Source organism: Morganella morganii H1r (genome assembly GCF_000633515.1).
In the GTDB taxonomy this organism is placed as follows: Bacteria; Pseudomonadota; Gammaproteobacteria; order Enterobacterales; family Enterobacteriaceae; genus Morganella; species Morganella morganii_B.
In genome coordinates, this window is sequence record NZ_AYMP01000001.1 from 116,255 (window position 1) to 134,154 (window position 17,900).

Annotated in this window: 14 protein-coding genes; 7 read left to right on the forward strand and 7 right to left on the reverse strand. The window is 51.7% G+C overall.

The window, feature by feature from the left end; genetic code table 11:
- Positions 1-105 precede the first annotated feature (105 nt).
- From atoC to uxuA, 7 genes are all read right to left on the reverse strand, one after another.
- The gene (gene atoC, locus U868_RS0100540; RefSeq protein WP_025151577.1) at positions 106-1,491 is read right to left on the reverse strand and encodes an acetoacetate metabolism transcriptional regulator AtoC; all 1,386 of its coding nucleotides are present in this window, start codon (positions 1,489-1,491) and stop codon (positions 106-108) included.
- A complete protein-coding gene (atoS, locus tag U868_RS0100545) occupies positions 1,478-3,298 on the reverse strand; it encodes a two-component system sensor histidine kinase AtoS (protein ID WP_036411277.1) in 1,821 nt (606 codons plus the stop codon). The genes atoC and atoS overlap by 14 nt, the downstream gene beginning before the upstream one ends.
- A 196-nt stretch (positions 3,299-3,494) precedes the next feature.
- Positions 3,495-4,130, reverse strand: a complete 636-nt coding sequence (locus U868_RS0100550) for a bifunctional 4-hydroxy-2-oxoglutarate aldolase/2-dehydro-3-deoxy-phosphogluconate aldolase (protein ID WP_004237933.1) — start codon at positions 4,128-4,130, stop codon at positions 3,495-3,497.
- Between the two features lie 20 nt (positions 4,131-4,150).
- The gene (locus U868_RS0100555) at positions 4,151-5,113 is read right to left on the reverse strand and encodes a sugar kinase (protein ID WP_029990383.1); all 963 of its coding nucleotides are present in this window, start codon (positions 5,111-5,113) and stop codon (positions 4,151-4,153) included.
- Positions 5,113-6,534 (reverse strand): glucuronate isomerase, encoded by a 1,422-nt coding sequence (uxaC, locus tag U868_RS0100560; protein ID WP_025151580.1) that lies wholly within the window; start codon positions 6,532-6,534, stop codon positions 5,113-5,115. Before uxaC ends, U868_RS0100555 begins: the two co-directional genes overlap by 1 nt.
- 13 nt (positions 6,535-6,547) lie before the next feature.
- Entirely contained in the window at positions 6,548-8,014 is a 1,467-nt protein-coding gene (locus U868_RS0100565; protein WP_025151581.1) for a fructuronate reductase, read from the reverse strand.
- 67 nt (positions 8,015-8,081) lie between these two features.
- Positions 8,082-9,266, reverse strand: coding sequence for a mannonate dehydratase (gene uxuA / locus U868_RS0100570; protein ID WP_025151582.1), 1,185 nt, complete (start codon positions 9,264-9,266; stop codon positions 8,082-8,084).
- Between the two features lie 401 nt (positions 9,267-9,667).
- Between uxuA and U868_RS0100575 the strand changes: the two genes are divergently transcribed.
- From U868_RS0100575 to U868_RS0100610, 7 genes are all read left to right on the forward strand, one after another.
- Complete coding sequence (locus U868_RS0100575) at positions 9,668-10,966, forward strand: MFS transporter (protein ID WP_025151583.1); 1,299 nt, start codon at positions 9,668-9,670, stop codon at positions 10,964-10,966.
- A 175-nt stretch (positions 10,967-11,141) separates the two neighbouring features.
- Positions 11,142-11,906: an FCD domain-containing protein gene (locus U868_RS0100585; protein ID WP_025151585.1), complete on the forward strand. Its 765-nt coding sequence runs from the start codon at positions 11,142-11,144 to the stop codon at positions 11,904-11,906.
- 296 nt (positions 11,907-12,202) lie between these two features.
- Positions 12,203-13,348, forward strand: coding sequence for a trans-sulfuration enzyme family protein (locus U868_RS0100590; protein WP_025151586.1), 1,146 nt, complete (start codon positions 12,203-12,205; stop codon positions 13,346-13,348).
- 37 nt (positions 13,349-13,385) lie between these two features.
- On the forward strand, positions 13,386-14,831 hold the full coding sequence (locus U868_RS0100595; protein WP_025151587.1) for a Na+/H+ antiporter NhaC family protein: 1,446 nt from the start codon (positions 13,386-13,388) through the stop codon (positions 14,829-14,831).
- Between the two features lie 30 nt (positions 14,832-14,861).
- The gene (locus tag U868_RS0100600; protein WP_051583001.1) at positions 14,862-15,881 is read left to right on the forward strand and encodes a D-cysteine desulfhydrase; all 1,020 of its coding nucleotides are present in this window, start codon (positions 14,862-14,864) and stop codon (positions 15,879-15,881) included.
- A 751-nt stretch (positions 15,882-16,632) separates the two neighbouring features.
- Positions 16,633-17,151, forward strand: a complete 519-nt coding sequence (locus tag U868_RS0100605) for a fimbrial protein (RefSeq protein ID WP_240182633.1) — start codon at positions 16,633-16,635, stop codon at positions 17,149-17,151.
- A 62-nt stretch (positions 17,152-17,213) separates the two neighbouring features.
- A complete protein-coding gene (locus U868_RS0100610) occupies positions 17,214-17,897 on the forward strand; it encodes a fimbrial biogenesis chaperone (RefSeq protein WP_025151590.1) in 684 nt (227 codons plus the stop codon).
- Positions 17,898-17,900: the final 3 nt, after the last annotated feature.

Genomic DNA, 17,900 nt, shown 5'->3' on the forward strand with positions numbered 1-17,900 from the left:
CAGTGTGAAAAATTATTCACAACAAAAAAAGCACGGTGAATTTATTTTCACTGTGCTTTTTAGAATAATTTTTAATTATCGATATAAAATTATTATTGATACCGATTATTCAATATCGTATTCCTGCAATTTATACATTAATGCCCGGCGGCTGATCCCCAGCGCAGAGGCGGTATGGGTTTTGTTATTCTGAAATTCCGCCAGGGCGGAAATAATCAGCTCTTTCTCGTAAGCTTTAATATTCTCTTTCAGGTTCAGCCCCGGCTCCTGCGTGACCGGAATCAGTGCCACCGGCTGGCGGCGGACCTGTGCCAGTAACTGCTCCGGCAGATCTTCCGGGAAAATCACATAACCGGTGCTCATAATCACTGCCCGTTCAATTACGTTGGAAATCTCCCGCACATTACCCGGCCACGGATAATTCATCAGCAATGCCAGGGTTTCCGGTGCCAGCTCGACAATATCGCGGTTATTTTCCTGACTGAATTTCTGCAGAAAATGGGACGCCAGCAAACCCACATCCTCCGGCCGCTCACGCAGCGGCGGCAAATTCAGGTGAATCACATTGAGGCGGTAAAACAGATCCTGACGGAAATGCCCTTCCCGCACCCGTTCATGCATGTCGCGGTTGGTCGCGGCAATAATGCGGATATCCACGCGGATGGTTTTACTGCCGCCGACCCGCTCGAATTCTTTTTCCTGCACCACCCGCAGCAGTTTCACCTGTAAATCCGCCGGCATTTCACCGACCTCATCGAGCAGCAGAGTACCGCCGCCGGCACGTTCAAATAATCCCTGACGCTGCACCTGCGCTCCGGTAAATGCACCCTTTTCATGGCCGAACAGCTCACTTTCCAGCAGAGAACCGGGCAGCGCCCCGCAGTTCACTTTAATAAAGGGCCCGCTGGCTCTCTCACTGTTGTAATGGATCGCCCGCGCCACCACTTCCTTCCCGGTGCCGCTTTCCCCGGTGATAAGCACTGTCGCCTGACTGCGCGAGACTTTGGCGATATCACGGCAGATTTCCATCATTTTCGGGTTACGGGTCAGTACCCGTCCCCACTGGTAGCTGTCACTCAGTTCACGGTGCAGAAGATTGATTTCCTGTTTCATCTCCTGTAACTGCAGTGCGCGGGAGATCAGCAGTTTCAGCTCCGTCAGATCGAAGGGCTTTATCACATAATCAAACGCCCCGAGACGCAGCGCGTCCACTGCGGTTTCCACGGCGGCATAGGCGGTCATCAGAATGACCGGCACTTCCGGATTCAGTTCCCGCATCCGTTTGAGAGCCTCAATGCCGTCCAGTTTCGGCATGCGGATATCCATCAGCACCACATCCGGTTTGTCCTGCACAAAGCTTATCAGTGCCGCCTCGCCGTCCTCCGCCAGCCGGGTTTCATGGCCATCAATAGAAAATGCGGTCTGTAACATCCGGCAGAGATTCTTTTCATCATCAACGATCAGAAGCCGGTACGATTTATGTGTAATCATTTTTCTTACCCTGCGTTATCGGCAACGTTATGGTGAACATCGTTCCGCGATTCTCCTGACTTTCAAGGAAAATATCACCACCGTGACCGGCAATGATCCGCTGGCTGATAGCCAGCCCGAGCCCGGTTCCCGAGGCTTTGGTGGTAAAGAACGGGTCAAAAATTTTCTTTTGCAGCGCCGCCGGAATCCCGGTGCCATCATCGCGGATCACCACCATGACCCGCTGCTCTTCCATGTAACAGGTGGAGATAAAGAGATTGCCTCTGGCCGGAATCGACTGCACCGCGTTTATCATGATATTGAGCAGCACCTGACGCAGCAGTTCGCTGTTGGCCTCAATCAGCGGCAGTGTGTCATCCGGCTCCCAGGTAAAGGTGACCCGTGCTTCCACCCCTTTGGTTTTGACCAGCACCAGCGCTTCCTCAATCAGCCGGTTGACGCTGATCGGGCGGAATGTGCCGGTCTGCGGCCGGGAGAAATCAAGCAGCTGGCGGATGATCCGGTCAATGGAATCCACTTCCTTGAGAATAATACCGATGTATTCCAGTTTATCCGGGTGATTTTCCAGTTCTTTGAGGATCTGCACGAAACCGCTGATCGCCGTCAGCGGGTTGCGCACCTCATGGGCGACGCCTGCCATCAGCTCGCCGAGTGTCGCGAGTTTTTCCGCCTGCTGCATACGGCGCTGAACCTCTTTCTGCGCAGTGAGATCTTTAAATATCACCAGCGCGCCGATAAGCTCCCCGCCCGCATTACGGATGCGGCTGGTGCTGACGTTTATCTGAATGGTGCGGTCACGGGCGGGATACGCAATTTCGAGGCTGACGTGCTCAATACCGCGCTTCAGGGTATCGAGAACCGGGCTGGAGAAACTGCGCCCCTCAAAAACATCACCGTAATATTTGCCGTGCAGATCCCGCTCCAGATAGCCGGTTATCTCTTCCGCCGCCGGGTTAATCATGGTGACACAGCCGTTGATATCCACCGCGATCACCCCATCCGCCGCACTTTCAATGATCAGTTCGTTGAGGGTTTTCATCTCCCGCAGTGCCTGTGCCAGCGCGTTGACGCTGTCGCTGATCTCCCCCATTTCCCCTTTCATCATCGGCAGATGGGTATTGAGGTCATGAGATAGATCACTGAGGCCGCTTTTAATCGCCCCGATATCACGGCTGAAATGACGGGAAAAGACGATAATAATCAGCAGGCTGAACAGTATCCCGAGTGCAATGACCGCGATAATTTTGACATCCATCGCCAGCGCCTGGCGGTCAATATCATCCGTCAGTTCGTTCGCCCAGATATAACCGATCACCTCACCATTTCGCCTGACCGGAATCATGGCGTTCATAATATTGCCGCGCACCTGGGTTCCCCAGCCGACTTCCGGCTCTCCCGTTATCATCACATGACGGCCGGGGTGATCTTCACTGATGCGGGTGCCGGTTTTATTACCGTAACGGGCGCGCGGGGAATAGGTCACAATACCGTCAAGCTCACGGTGGTAATACCCGGCTCCGACCCCCGGGAAGGTGGAGGTGATGATTTCCGCCGCCGGATACAGTTTTTCGCTGATCAGCGCCAGACGCTGGTCACGCGGCAGGGATGCGGCAAGGTCATATTCATCATTCAGTGCCTGTTCCAGCAGACCGGCAACGGAATAGAGTTTGTTTCGTTTCTCCTGCAACAGTGCGGAACGCCCCTCTGTTTCCACAAAATAACCGATGATAAGTGTCGGCACGGTGACCAGCAGAATGGCCATCAATATGAGTTTGTCACGCAGACTGAAGGGATAATATTTATGCAACACAGAAGGCCCGTCTGAAAAGCAGTATGATTCACCAGCATATACAACTGATTAAAAAATATCTTTGCGAACGGTCATAGTTCCGGAATCTCTGTAAAAACAACAGGATAATTGATGATTCAGAATGTTACAGACAGGAGAAAACCGGTAATACGGCAGCAGAGAGGGGGTCTGCTGCCGGAACGGTAAAAAAACCTTACTTCACAAACTCACTGGCTTCACGCGCCAGTTTGCCGATGGCGGCCCAGTCTTTTGCTTTAATAAGCGAAGCCGGCACCATCCACGAGCCGCCGCAGGCCACAATCTGCGGGATAGCCAGATAGTCGCGGATATTGTTCAGCCCGATGCCGCCGGTCGGCATCACCTGTAACTGGTGATACGGCGCCAGCATGGCTTTGATCATCGGAATACCGCCTGACGGCTCTGCCGGGAAGAATTTTACAAAATCGATACCCAGCTCCAGCGCCTGTTCAACCGCACTCGGGTTGTTGATCCCCGGCACAATCGGGATATCAATCTGCTGACACGCCTGAACCGTGTTCGGGTTCAGACCGGGAGAGACCACAAACTGCGCACCGGCCGCTTTCGCCTGACGCACCTGCTCACGGTTAATCACGGTTCCCGCACCCACCAGCATATCCGGGCGGGCTTCCCGCAGCAGTTTGATCGCTTCCGCCGCACACTCAGTACGGAAAGTGATTTCCGCCACCGGCAGACCATTGTCCGCCAGCGCATTGCCTAACGGGATAATATCTTCCGCGTTATCGACGGCGATCACCGGCACAATTTTCAGCTGCCGGAAACGGGTAATCATTGCCTGTAATTCGGACATCTCGTTCTCCTCTTTTCCCGTTAAAACGTGTTATTCAGTAAAGTATCAGTGACCGGGCGGGTTGCTGCCTGCGGGATAATCGCCCCTTTGTGCTGAATCACCACACCCGCAAGCCGGTGGCCCATCCGGGCAGCGCGTTCAATATCCGCACCGGTCAGCCAGCCCGCCAGGAACCCGGCGTTAAAGGCATCACCGGCTGACGTGGTATCAACCACCTGTTCCGCCGGTGTGGTGGCAATATTGATGGCCGGTGCGTCAGTGCGCAGATCACGGTAGTCACACCCCTGAGCACCCGCTTTGATAATCGCCTGCTTCACCCCGGCTTTTGCCAGACGGGCAAAGGTGGAGTTGCGGTCGCTGTCGCCCCACAGACGCGCTTCGTCATCATCAGTGACCAGCGCCATGTCGGTCAGTGCATACATTGCCTGATAACAGGAACGGGTTTCATTTTCATCCGCCCACAGTGCCGGGCGGTAGTTACTGTCAAACAGAATGGTTTTGCCCTGCTGTGACAGTGCTTTCAGGTCATCCAGCAGCTGCAGACGGTCTTGCGGCGGCAGAATGGCGAGGCTGATCCCGCTGAGATAAATGGCATCCATCTGCGCCATCTGTGCCAGCAGCGCCGGATATTCCGGATGACGGACAAGATAACGCGCTGCGGAATCATTGCGCCAGTAAAGGAACGTGCGCTCGCCCTGCTCATCCAGCTGGATAAGGTATAATCCCGGCTGATGATGCGGGTCAATCAGCACATACGCAGTGTTGACTCCTTCCGTCTGCCAGCGGCTGATCATTCCTTTACTGAGCGGATCGGTTCCCATGGCGGAGATAAAATTCACCTCAACGGCGTCTCCGGCCGCGCGGGCCAGATAAACCGCACTGTTCAGGGCATCACCGCCGTAGCGCTGAACCATCTCCCCGAACGGCGCGCCGTTGAGTTCAATCATGCACTCGCCGATCAGACCAATGCGTTTCACTGTCATTATTCACCTTTTGCAGCGGAAAAATAACGCTGTGCATTATTGAAACAGATATCACGCACCATCTGCCCCAGCATGGTTTCATCCGCCGGAATTTCGCCGTTTACCGCCAGCGTGCCGAGCATATTGCACAGAATGCGGCGGAAGTATTCATGACGAGTATAGGACAGAAAACTGCGGGAATCTGTCAGCATCCCGACAAACTGACTTAACAGCCCCAGTTGTGACAACTGCTCGAGCTGACGCTGCATGCCGTCTTTCTGGTCGTTGAACCACCAGCCGGAACCGAACTGCACCTTACCTGCGATACCGCCGCCCTGGAAGTTACCGATCATGGTCGCCAGCACTTCGTTATCACGCGGGTTCAGGCAGTAAAGGATAGTGCGCGGCAGCTCATCGGTTTTATCCATTTCATCAAGCAGACGTGAAAGCGGATACGCCACCGGCGCGTCACCGATGGAATCAAAACCGCTGTCGGCACCGAGCAGCTTAAACATGCGCGTGTTGTTGTTACGCAGCGCACCGATGTGCAGCTGCATCACCCAGCCGCGTTTTGCATACTGCTTTCCGAGCCAGACCAGCACCGCAGTTGCAAACTGCGCGGTGGCGGTTTCATCCGGGATCTCCCCGGCAAGACGTTTCTGCAGAATCGCATCCAGCACCGATTCATCCGGCACCGGCGCATAGCGCAGAATTTCAATACCGTGGTCGGAAGCAACACAACCGTGCTGCGCAAAGTGTACCAGACGGCGTTCCAGCGCGGTCAGCAGGTCGCTGAAACGGCGGATCTCCACATCGGCACTCTGTCCGAGCTTCGCGATATAATCCGTGAAGCCGTCCAGTTCAATTTTAAACGCGCGATCCGGGCGCCAGCTCGGACGCACTTCAATATCAAAGCTGTCATCCTGCGCAATCTGCCGGTGGTATTCCAGCGAATCTGCCGGGTCATCGGTAGTGCCGACCATATGCACATTCATCTGCTGCATAATGCCGCGTGCGGAAAATGCCGGCTGTGCCAGTTTTTCATTGGCCTCATCCCAGATGCTTTGTGCCGTTTCCGGCCCGAACACTTTGCCGGTGATACCGAACGGGCGGCGCAGTTCCAGATGTGTCCAGTGATAAAGCGGGTTACCGAGGGTCATCGGCACCGTTTTTGCCCATGCCTGATATTTTTCATAATCACTGCTGTCGCGCCCGGTGATAAGCTGCTCCGGGATCCCCGCCGAACGCATGCCGCGCCATTTGTAGTGATCCCCTTCCAGCCAGATCTGCCCGAGGTTATCAAAACGGCGGTTTTCCGCGATTTCACGCGGGTTCAGGTGGCAGTGATAGTCATAGATTGGCATGTCCGCCGCGTAGTTATGATAAAGACGGCGGGCAATGTCACTGTGCAGTAAAAAGTCTTCGCAAAGAAACTGTTTCATAAACTCTCCGGGATTACAGTGCGGCAACGGCCTGACGGGCACCGACATCAAGTAACTGCTGATACGCGCGTTTCACCGCATCAACAAAGCCCTGCTGTTTCGGCAGGCTGTCACCGAAAATGGATTCAATGGCCAGCAGCTCATCCACCACCGCCACAGACAGGCCGTGTTTTGCATAGATAGCTGCGAAGGTTTCTGCCAGCGGGTCACGCACATCGATTTTGTTACCCTGCTCATCGGTGCCGCTGACATAACGCATCCAGCCCGCCACACCCAGTGCCAGGTGGCGGTAGTCACTGCCGTCCGCGATATGCTGCGCAACCGGGTCCAGCAGACGCTGCGGGAGCTTCTGGCTGCCGTCCATCGCAATCTGCCATGTCTGGTGTTTCAGGGACGGATTGGTAAAGCGGTCAATCAGGTTATCCGCATAGGCAACTAGGTCGGTTTCTTCCGGCATGGTGAGAGTCGGTGCCTGCTCATCCAGCATCAGTGCACGGGCGGCTTTGCGGTAATCCGGGTTGGTCATGGTATCGGAAATATGGGCATAACCGCCGAGATAGCCGAGATACGCCAGGAAAGAGTGGCTGCCGTTGAGCATCCGCAGCTTCATTAATTCGAACGGCACCACATCCTGCACAAACTGCGCACCGGCGCAATCCCACGCCGGGCGGCCGTTCACAAAATTATCTTCAATCACCCACTGGCGGAACGGCTCACAGGCGATAGCACAGTTATCCTCCGTTCCCAGCAGCTGCGCGATTTCCGCCAGTGTTTCCGGGGTGGCCGCCGGGACAATGCGGTCAACCATGGTGCACGGGAACGTGACATTGGCTTCAATCCACGCCGCCAGCGCCGGATCCTGTAACCGCGCCAGGCCGAGTACGGCTTCACGGGCAACATGACCATTTTCACGGACGTTATCACAGGAGAGCACAGTAAACGGCGGAAGGCCGCGTTCACGGCGGCGTTTCAGTGCCGCCGTGATGTAGCCGATAGCGGAGCGTGGTGTCTCCGGTGTGGCCAGATCCTGTTTAATCAGCGCATTTTCCGGGTCGAGCTGCCCGGTCGCCGGATCGGTGCAGTAGCCTTTTTCGGTCACAGTCAGGGAAACAATACTGACATCCGGAGAGGCCATTTTCTCAATCACCGCATCAATACCGTCGATCAGCGGGTGCATGGCTTCTTTCATCGAACCGATAATTTTCAGCTCTGTGTTATCCGCCCCTTTCTCCGCCACGGTATACAGCATGGACTGGGCTTTCAGCCCTTCGATCAGTGCCGCATCCTGTGCCGACATCAGGTTAACTTCACAGTAACCCCAGTCACTGTCTGTTTTTTCTAATACGTGATGGGTGTACAGCGCCTGATGTGCGCGGTGAAACGCGCCGCAGCCGAGATGAACAATACGGGTGGTGAGACGATCAGTCGTCCAGTCAGGACGGGTTGCGGTAATGTCCGCAGTGACAAGATTCTTTTCCATTACAGGCTCCCGGGGAGCAGGCTGCGGGAGAGATCCCGCAGCCCGGCAGGTACAAAGGTATGAGATATTATTTTGTATAGAATGCGCGGTGAATGCCCATTTCCAGGCCACGGATTTCAGCCAGCCCTTTCAGGCGGCCGATAGCGGAATAGCCCGGGTTGGTTTTCTTTTTCAGGTCATCCAGCATCTGATGGCCGTGATCCGGACGCATCGGGATCAGGGACTCAGACCCGCTCTCACGGCGGCGGTTCTCTTCGGCGGCAACCGCGCTGATCACATTATACATATCCACATCACCGGCCAGGTGCGCCGCTTCGTGGAAGGTATTCGGGTTTTCTTCACGCAGGGTTGAACGCAGATGCAGGAAGTAAATCCGCGGACCAAAGGTCTGAATCATATTGACCAGGTCGTTATCAGCACGCACGCCGTAAGAACCGGTGCACATGGTGTAACCGTTGGCATCACTGTTGACGGTATCCGCCATCCACTGCATATCTTCAATCGTGGAGACAATGCGCGGCAGGCCGAGGATAGGACGCGGAGGATCATCAGGATGCACAGCCATTTTCAGGCCGCACTCTTCAGCCACCGGAATGATTTTATTCAGGAAATACGCAAAGTGCTCACGTAATTTCGCTTTATCGATACCGGCGTAACGTTTCAGGTGTTGGCGGAATTGTTCAAGTGTATAGCCTTCTTCCGCACCCGGAAGACCGGCAATAATATTGTTTATCAGTTTTTGTTTTTCGTCATCCCGCATCGTTTCAAAGCGGGTTTTGGCCTGCGCCAGTTCTTCTGCGGTGTAGTCCTGCTCAGCCCCTTCGCGCTGTAAGAGGTAAATTTCGAACACCGCAAATTCAATCTGATCAAAACGCAATGCTTTTGAGCCGTCCGGCAGCTCATATTCCAGGTCAGTACGGGTCCAGTCGAGAACCGGCATAAAGTTGTAGCAGACAGTATAAATCCCGCAGGCGGCGAGGTTACGCAGCGATTGCTGATAGTTGGCAATCCATTTTTCATAGTCACCGGTCTGTGTTTTGATGTCTTCGTGGATAGGCACACTTTCAACCACGGTCCATTCCAGATGGCTGGCTTCAATCAGCGCTTTGCGCTTCTGAATTTCGTCTGTGGTCCAGACTTCACCGTTCGGGATATGGTGCAGCGCTGTCACGATACCGGTAGCGCCCGCCTGACGAATATCAGATAAAGTAACCGGATCTGCCGGTCCGTACCAACGCCAAGTTTGTTTCATACTAAACCTCGTTTATGCTCCGTAAAGATAACCGGATAACCTTGTTCAGCAGGTGATATTGCCTGTTTTATTTCGCCGCCCCGGTTTTATGAACCGGAAAACGCATCAGCAGGTTTCCGGAACGGTATAGTGACATACAACATCATAGCAAACCATTCTGGTCAACCAATTTGGTTAACCAGATCACAATAAGGTGATCATTTTGGGCGACCAATATAAAACCACGAGTTTGATCACATAATAATGCCTACCTTTTATGCAGAATCCCGTTGAATCAGTAAGAAAATAAGTGAACAGCAACGGATTGCCCCTCTATTTGGTTAACCAATACCACATGCCGGTTTAACCATTCCGAAAGACAGGGTTGACAGAAAAACAGCATAAAATTCAAAAGGCTGACTATGAAAACAATTAAACATTACAGATGGCATATGATTCTGCTGGTATGCTTCATAACCATCATTAACTACCTTGACCGTACCGCATTAGGTGTCGCAGCACCGACCATTATGAATGACCTGGGGATCACCAAAGAGCAGTATTCCTGGGTTGTCAGCGCATTTCAGCTGGCATATACCATCGGTCAGCCAATCATGGGCTTTTTTATTGATACGATTGGCCTGAAACTCGGCTTCTTTATCTGTGCCATCATCTGGGGTCTTGCCACTATGGCTCATGCCCTGACCGGCTCCTGGCAGGGGCTGGCCTTTATGCGCGGGATCATGGGTTTCAGTGAAGCCTCCGCCATTCCGGCCGGTGTGAAAACCGCCACCACCTGGTTCCCGGCAAAAGAGCGCGGGATAGCCACCGGTGTGTTTAACATGGGAACCTCTTTTGGTGCGATGCTGGCTCCGCCGCTGATCGCCTGGTGTATCATGTTCCACAGCTGGCAGTTCGCCTTTATTGTCGCCGGTGCGCTGGCGATTATCGCCGCCTTTGTCTGGTTCTTCTTCTATAAAGATCCGAAAGATGCAAAACGCCTGTCTGATGAAGAACGCGCCTATATTGAAAACGGCCAGGAAAAGCACCTCAAATCCGCAAAGAAAGAGAAAACCTCGGTTATCAATATTCTGAAGCAGCGTAACTTCTGGGGTATCGGCCTCTCCCGTTTCCTCGCGGACCCGGCATGGGGAACCATTAACTTCTGGGTGCCGATTTTCTTCGTGGAAACCCTGCACTTCAGCCTGAAAGAAATTGCGATGTTTGTCTGGCTGCCGTTCCTGATGGCAGACCTGGGCTGTCTGGCCAGCGGATTTGTGGCGAAATACTTTAACGACCGCGGTGTTTCCCTGATTAACTCACGCCGTATCACCTTCACCATCGGTGCGGTTCTGATGACCACTATCGGTCTGGTTAGTATTGTTGAGAACCCGTATGTCGCGGTGCTGTTAATCAGTATCGGTGGCTTCTCTCACCAGCTGCTATCCACTGTTGCCGCCACCCTCGGCGGGGATCTGTTCAAGAAAGACGAAGTGGCAACCGCTGTGGGTATGGCCGGTGCATGTGCATGGTCCGGTCAGTTAATCTTTAACTTATTTATCGGTGCGTTCGTCGGTATCATCGGCTTCGGTCCGTTCTTTATTGCGCTGGCTGTCTTCGACCTTATCGGTGCTGCCGCGCTGTGGATTCTGATCAAAGAGAAAAAAGAACCGCAGGATCCCGCACAGGATAGTGATGAAACATTAATCGTCTCTCATTGATCCGCTGAAATCCGTACCGGAGAGATACACAGGCAACCCGCTGTGTATCTCTTTTTTTTTGCACTGTATCCCGGATTTCGCCGCTTTTTTGATAAACACCGGCGTAAAATCATTTTTGGTCGACCAATTTCTGATAAACTCTCCGGGTAAGAATTCCCATTTTACGGCCATGATAATGACACAGTTGACTGAACCCAAACGCCCTTATCAGGAAGTCGGCCATGCGTTGCGCCAGATGATCACCAATATGGATTATGTCATCGGTGACAAACTGCCGCCTGAACGCGAAATCGCTGAAATGCTGGATGTCTCCCGGGCAGTTGTCCGCGAGGCACTGATTATGCTGGAACTGGAAAACCTGATTGAAGTCCGTAAAGGTTCCGGTATTTATGTTGTTGCCCTCCCTCACCTGAGAGAAAGTGCGGCAACTGACCCGTGTGCGCTCAATGCCGCCGGTCCGTTTGAGCTGTTACAGGCGCGGCAGCTGCTGGAAAGCAATATTGCGGAATTTGCCGCCACCCAGGCCACGCCGGTGGATATTGCCAATATGCGCAGCGCCCTGCAGCGGGAACGCGACGAACTGAAAACCGGGGAAGATGAAACCGGCGACCGCGAGTTTCACCTGGCCATCGCGCAGGCGACCCATAACAGCATGCTGGTGGAGTTACTGAAGCAATCCTGGGCATGGCGGGAAAACAACCCGATGTGGCTGAAGCTGCATACGCGCATCACCAATAAAGATTACCGCAAAGAGTGGATGACCGATCACCAGGTGATCCTCGCCGCCATGATTAAGAAAGACCCGGCGGCAGCCAAAGAAGCCATGTGGCAGCATCTGGAAAATGTGAAACAGCGTCTGCTGGAGCTGTCGGATGTCGATGACCCGAATTTTGATGGTTATCTGTTCAATTCCTACCCTGTTGACCTGGTACGGAACTGATCCCCCCCGAGCACCTTTTTTACTCTCAGATACCGGAAACCGGGCAAAATCAGCCCGGTTTTTTTGACCGTAAAATAAAAATAATACCCTTATTATTCATAGTGTGATTAACCTCTCATTCAGATAAAATATGTAATCTACTGATATATAAAACTTATTCTATGACAGAGAAATTTATTCTCTGCCGTCTGCGGCTGCGGAATTTTTTTAGAAAATTTTTTCTGACTACCTGTGCCACTATCCGGCCATTACAATAACTATTAAATATTCATCGCATATTTTACAGGACACCAACTATGAGTAAGAAAATTGCCACTGTGCTGATCCATGGCGGACAGCAGCAGGATAAAGTCAACCATGCTATTTTCCCGGCGATCACCACCGCCAGTACGTTTGTGCAGACCAGCCTGAGCGAACACGGCGAATACGCCTATTCCCGCGTCAGTAACCCGACCCGTCACGCCTATGAAACACTGCTGGCCGATGTCGAGGAAGGCACTTACGCCACCGCAACGGCTTCCGGTGTGGCGGCTGCGGCACTGGTACTGAATATCTTCCCGCAGGGTTCCCATATTATTGCGATGAAAGGCGTGTACGGCGGGACATTCCGTCTGTTTGAGCGCGTGGCAAAAGAGAACTGCGGCCACGAGTTTGATTATGTTGACCTCAATGATTTAGCCGCCGTACGCAGCAAAATCAAAGACAATACCCGCATGATCTGGATAGAAAGCCCCACCAACCCGTTACTGGAACTGGTGGATATTGAAGCCATCTGCGGACTGGCCAAAGAACACAATATCGTAACCTGTATCGATAACACCTTCGCGACACCGTGGAACCAGAAGCCCCTGACCATGGGTGCGGATCTGATCATGGTCTCCTCCAGCAAATATATCGGCGGTCACTCTGATTTAATCGGCGGTGCGGTGATCACCAACCGTGACGATCTCGCGGAAAGGCTGAATTTCCTGAAAACCACCACCGGCGCGATTGCCTCACCCTTTGATGCTTATCTCGCTCTGCGCGGCCTGAAAACCCTGGCACTGCGGATGGCGGCACAATGCAGCAATGCACAGGCCGTGGCGGAGTTCCTGTCCGGTCACGACAAAATTGAGAAGGTGTTTTATCCGGGCCTGAAAAATCATCCGCACTATGCGTTATGTAAAAAACAGATGCGCACCGGCGGTGCTGTGGTCACTATTCAGCTGAAAGGCGGTCTCGCAGAAACCGAAGCCTTTGTGAAAAAACTGCGCTATTTTGTGCTCGCGGAATCGCTGGGCGGCGTGGAAAGCATGGTAAATCACTCCGCGACCATGTCCCACGGCTCCATGACCCGCGAAGAGCGCGAATCCATCGGTGTTTTTGACAGCACGCTGCGTTTGTCTGCCGGTATCGAAGATATCAGCGATTTACTGGCTGATTTACAGCAGGCTCTGGCCTGACACAGCATCACTACCACAATAATAAAAGAGAAAGCGTATGCAGGACTATGGTATCTGGACGGTCATTACCCCGGTCGTCACAATTATTCTGGCCATCTGTACCCGTCAGGTGATTTTATCACTGCTGATCGGGATACTGGTCGGCTTTACTGTTATTCATGATCACAACCTCTTACCGGGGATCCGCGCGACCCTCGAAGGGATTATTGATGTCTTTAAATCATCAGGCAACGCCAAAACCATCATCTTTATGCTGATGATTGGCGGGATTATGCGCCTGGTCGTGGTGACCGGCGGTGTACGGGCACTTGTCCGCCTGCTGACCAACAAAACGCAGATCATCAAAGGCCGCAAAGGTGTGCAGCTGCTGGCGGTGATTATCACGTCCCTGATTTTTATTGAAAGCTCGATTAACCAGCTGGTTTCCGGTGCTTCCACCAAAGCGCTGGCGAAAAAATACGGCGTGCCGCCGGAGAAAATGTCGTACATCATCCAGACCGCCTGTGTGTCTGTCTGTTCTTCCGCTATGATCAACGGCTGGGGTGCGGCAATGATGGGCGTTATCGGTGTGCAGATCTCTCAGGGGCTGATCACCGGCGAGCCGTTTGATATCCTGGCACATTCCATGGTTTACAACATCATGGCCTGGTTCTCGCTCGCCAGCATTCTGTTCTATATCTTCAGTAATGTCTCCTGGGGACCGATGCGCAAAGCAGAAATGCGTGCGCAGGCACTCATCAGCTCTGCGGATGTGATCACCGCTACGCCGGAAGAAACGCACGACGAGCCGGAAGATGATAAAGACATTATCGATCATCCGAACTGCCACACCTCACTGAACTTCTTTATTCCGATCCTCTCCACCATTCTGATGGTGCCGGTCGCGCTGTATATCACCGGTGACGGCGAGTTCAGCAAAGGCAGTGGTTCCACCTCGGTTTACTGGGGCGTAATGTTCGGGACAGCGGTGTCATTTGTCTGGTTCCTGGCGCGCCGCGTGATGAATGTCGATACCTTCTTTAAAGAGCTCTATATCGGCTATGCCAATATGATTAAAATCAGTTCGGTGATGATCCTCGCCTTCCTGATGGGCTCTGTTTCTTCTGACCTCAATACCGGCGCCTATATTGCCCAGGTGACATCCGGGGTTATCGCACCGGGCTTCTCTGTCGGCTTTATCTTCCTGATCAGTGCCATTATGTCACTGGCGACCGGTACCTCCTGGGGTACATTCGCCATCATGATCCCGATTGGTGTGCAGCTGGGTCTGTCCGTTGGTATGCCGCCGGAATATATGATTGGTGCGGCTATCGCCGGATCCATCTTTGGTGATATGACCTCCCCTATCTCCAGTGATGCGATCGTGGCATCGATGGCGACAGACTGTGACCATATTGAGCATATCCGTACCCAGATGCCGTATGCGGTATTAACCGCGAGTTTTGCGCTGGCCGTCTACCTCTGGTTAGGATTCACCTACTGAGTGTGACTGCGAATTCAATAAGGAAATAATATGTCTTCTTCTGTAAACACCGCCGGGGCAACCCGGCTGCAACAGACACTGGCGCAGTTCAGTAAGCTTAATCTGCTCAGCGGTGTCACGCCGCTGAATAAACTGAATAATCTCTCCCGCCTGCTGGGACGGGAGATTTACATCAAGCGTGATGATCTGACACCGCTGGCAGCGGGCGGCAACAAGCTGCGCAAGCTGGAATTCCTGATGGCGGATGCCCTGGAAAAAGGCGCACAGTTTATTGTCACCGCCGGGGCCATCCAGTCAAACCACGTCCGCCAGACGGCGGCTGTTGCAGCGATGTACGGCCTGAAGTGTGTGGCGCTGCTGGAAAACCCGATCGGCAGTCAGGATGCGGATTTCCTGAATAACGGTAACAAGCTGCTGACGGATTTATTCGGTGCGCACTGCGTGATGTGTGATGCACTGACTGACCCGGATGCGCAGATGCAGGCGCTGATCAACCATATGCAGCTCAGTGATGCCTATATCGTGCCGGTCGGCGGCTCCAATATGCTCGGCTCTCTCGGCTATGTGCAGTGCGCCCTGGAAATCGCGCAGCAGACACCGGAAGGCACAGAATTCGGTGCCGTTGTCGTCGCTTCCGGCAGCGCCGGGACACACGCCGGGCTGTCTGCCGGATTACAGCTGGTGATGCCGCAGACCCCGGTTATCGGTGTCACCGTATCGCGGGTATATGCCGATCAGGCACCGAAAGTGGTTAAACTGCAAAACGAACTGGCACACCTGTTTGATATTGAAACACCTGCGCCGGTCGCGCTGTGGGACAGCTATTTTGCCCCGGAATACGGCATGCCGAATGCCGGCGGGCTGGAAGCCATTGAACTGCTGGCGCGTCACGAAGGTATTTTGCTGGATCCGGTTTACACCGGTAAAGCGATGGCCGGGCTGATTGACCAGGTGCGCAGGCATCCGGAAGATACGTCACCGCTGCTGTTTGTGCATACCGGCGGTGCTGCCGGGCTGTTCGCCTATCAGGAAGTGAGCCGTTCTCTGTAACAAAACCGGGCGGATACGGGACACACATTCCCTTATCCGCCTGCATTATTCCTATTATCCTCTGTTCTAACGCCTTTAATTTGTCATTTTATGACGACAAATTCCGCCTCTCTCCCGAAAAAAATAGAATTAACGCCTTTTTTGTCCGGTAATCTGCCGATGATATGTAAAAAAATAATACTCACCATATGCGTTTTATTTCCATTTAATAAACGCAATATATTGATAATAAATGATTTTTTGTTTTCTCTTATTTTTCACATCATCATAAAATGACTATTACTCTCATTGGTTGTATTAAAAAACCAAATAAAATCAATAAATAAGCAAAAAATCAATGTTAAATTATTATGTCATCACGGGAAACATTCTGATACATCGATTCATATCCCAGCGAAATATTGCGGATATAATTATTTCCGTGGATAACGATTCACTTTTTATTATTAACTGGATTATGGATTAGTCACCGGGGAACATCATTCAGATGAAAATTGTATTATTTATCTATTTCGTCAATCATACTTAATAATGAATATATACATAACCGGAACTACGCCACAACATCATATTTCGGGGGAAATACAGAATTATTATCATTCTGTTTTATACCCGAATAATATCCTATCCGGAAACAACGGATATTTCACATATTCAAGATATTGAATGATATTAATTTATACAAGGTTTTTAAATGAAAAATGTATTAACGGGTAAGGTATTATTATCACTCTTATTAGCCGGTTCAGTAATGAGTGCATCTGCAGAAGAAACACAGGATGGCACAATTACATTCTCCGGGTTTATTTACAACTCAACCTGTACTATCGACCTGAATGGTGATAATTCACCGGATGCTCATGTCCAGATGGGCCGTTACCCGACAAGTGCCTTCGGTAAAAAATATGACACCGCAGGCGGTGAAGGTATCTACGGTAAAATCAATATTTCCTTAATTGATTGCCCGGATCAGGGGAATGTGACATTAAAGCTTAACGGAAAATCAAAAGATGGTGAAAGTGATATTTTGGAACTGGATAATCCGGGTGATGACAGTACCGCAAAAAATATCGGTATTATTATCTATGACCGTGATGGTGACCATAGTGGTGACGGCATTGATATCGATGGTTCATTTGAAAAAGAATATAAAGTTGAAAACAGCGCCAGCTGGGAAGCCAGCTATGTCGCAAAATATATCAGCATGGCTGATGATGTTGAAGCTGGTCAGGCAAATGCAACATTAAACTACACCCTGACATATAACTAATATTCATTGCGCAGATTATTTAATCTGCGCACCCTTTTTTTCGGTTATTTTCCGGAGATACTATGTTCACTAAAAAAAATATTCTCTCTGCTTCTCTGTTTTTTTTATTCACCGTTGACAGCTATGCCGGATTTGGTCTGGAAACAACTCGGCTGGTTTATAACGAAAAAAATAAAAGCGAAGGTGTTGTTGCTTTTAATACTGATAAGAACCGGAATTATTTACTGCAATCCTGGATTGAAGATGCAAACGGCAATGTCAGCCCTGATTTTGTCACCACGCCACCTTTACTGAAGCTCCGGGCTGAACAAAAAAACACCTTACAGATCACAAAAGTGACCGGAATGCCGGCAGACAGAGAAACACTTTACTGGCTGAATGTGAAATTTGTCGCTCCCAGCAATGAAGATCAGGAAAACGTTCTTCGTTATTCTATGACCAATAAAATCAAAGTGATATATCGTCCTGACTCTCTGCCGGGTAAAAACCTTGATCCTGCGGCAGAAAAACTGGTCTGGAAAGCCGGTGGCCGGACTGTCACGGTGAAAAACCCGACACCGTATTACATCAATATTTCCGGCATCCGCATTAACCAGCGTGATGTGCCGTTCACACAGGGTTATTTTGCCCCGTTTTCTGATACCGCGGTTGCACTGCCGTCACCGGCAGTCCGGAACGCGCCTGTTTCGGTAATGTATATCAATGACTACGGAAAAAGCATCGAAAAACAATTTTTACTCCAATAAGTG

Bases quoted from the DNA above. Each gene is read 5' to 3' on its own strand.
- atoC (WP_025151577.1), bottom strand. From the start codon at position 1,491: ATGATTACACATAAATCGTACCGGCTTCTGATCGTTGATGATGAAAAG.
- U868_RS0100550 (WP_004237933.1), bottom strand. From the start codon at position 4,130: ATGTCCGAATTACAGGCAATGATTACCCGTTTCCGGCAGCTGAAAATT.
- U868_RS0100555 (WP_029990383.1), bottom strand. From the start codon at position 5,113: ATGACAGTGAAACGCATTGGTCTGATCGGCGAGTGCATGATTGAACTC.
- uxaC (WP_025151580.1), bottom strand. From the start codon at position 6,534: ATGAAACAGTTTCTTTGCGAAGACTTTTTACTGCACAGTGACATTGCC.
- U868_RS0100565 (WP_025151581.1), bottom strand. From the start codon at position 8,014: ATGGAAAAGAATCTTGTCACTGCGGACATTACCGCAACCCGTCCTGAC.
- uxuA (WP_025151582.1), bottom strand. From the start codon at position 9,266: ATGAAACAAACTTGGCGTTGGTACGGACCGGCAGATCCGGTTACTTTA.
- U868_RS0100575 (WP_025151583.1), top strand. From the start codon at position 9,668: ATGAAAACAATTAAACATTACAGATGGCATATGATTCTGCTGGTATGC.
- U868_RS0100585 (WP_025151585.1), top strand. From the start codon at position 11,142: ATGACACAGTTGACTGAACCCAAACGCCCTTATCAGGAAGTCGGCCAT.
- U868_RS0100590 (WP_025151586.1), top strand. From the start codon at position 12,203: ATGAGTAAGAAAATTGCCACTGTGCTGATCCATGGCGGACAGCAGCAG.
- U868_RS0100595 (WP_025151587.1), top strand. From the start codon at position 13,386: ATGCAGGACTATGGTATCTGGACGGTCATTACCCCGGTCGTCACAATT.
- U868_RS0100600 (WP_051583001.1), top strand. From the start codon at position 14,862: ATGTCTTCTTCTGTAAACACCGCCGGGGCAACCCGGCTGCAACAGACA.
- U868_RS0100605 (WP_240182633.1), top strand. From the start codon at position 16,633: ATGAGTGCATCTGCAGAAGAAACACAGGATGGCACAATTACATTCTCC.
- U868_RS0100610 (WP_025151590.1), top strand. From the start codon at position 17,214: ATGTTCACTAAAAAAAATATTCTCTCTGCTTCTCTGTTTTTTTTATTC.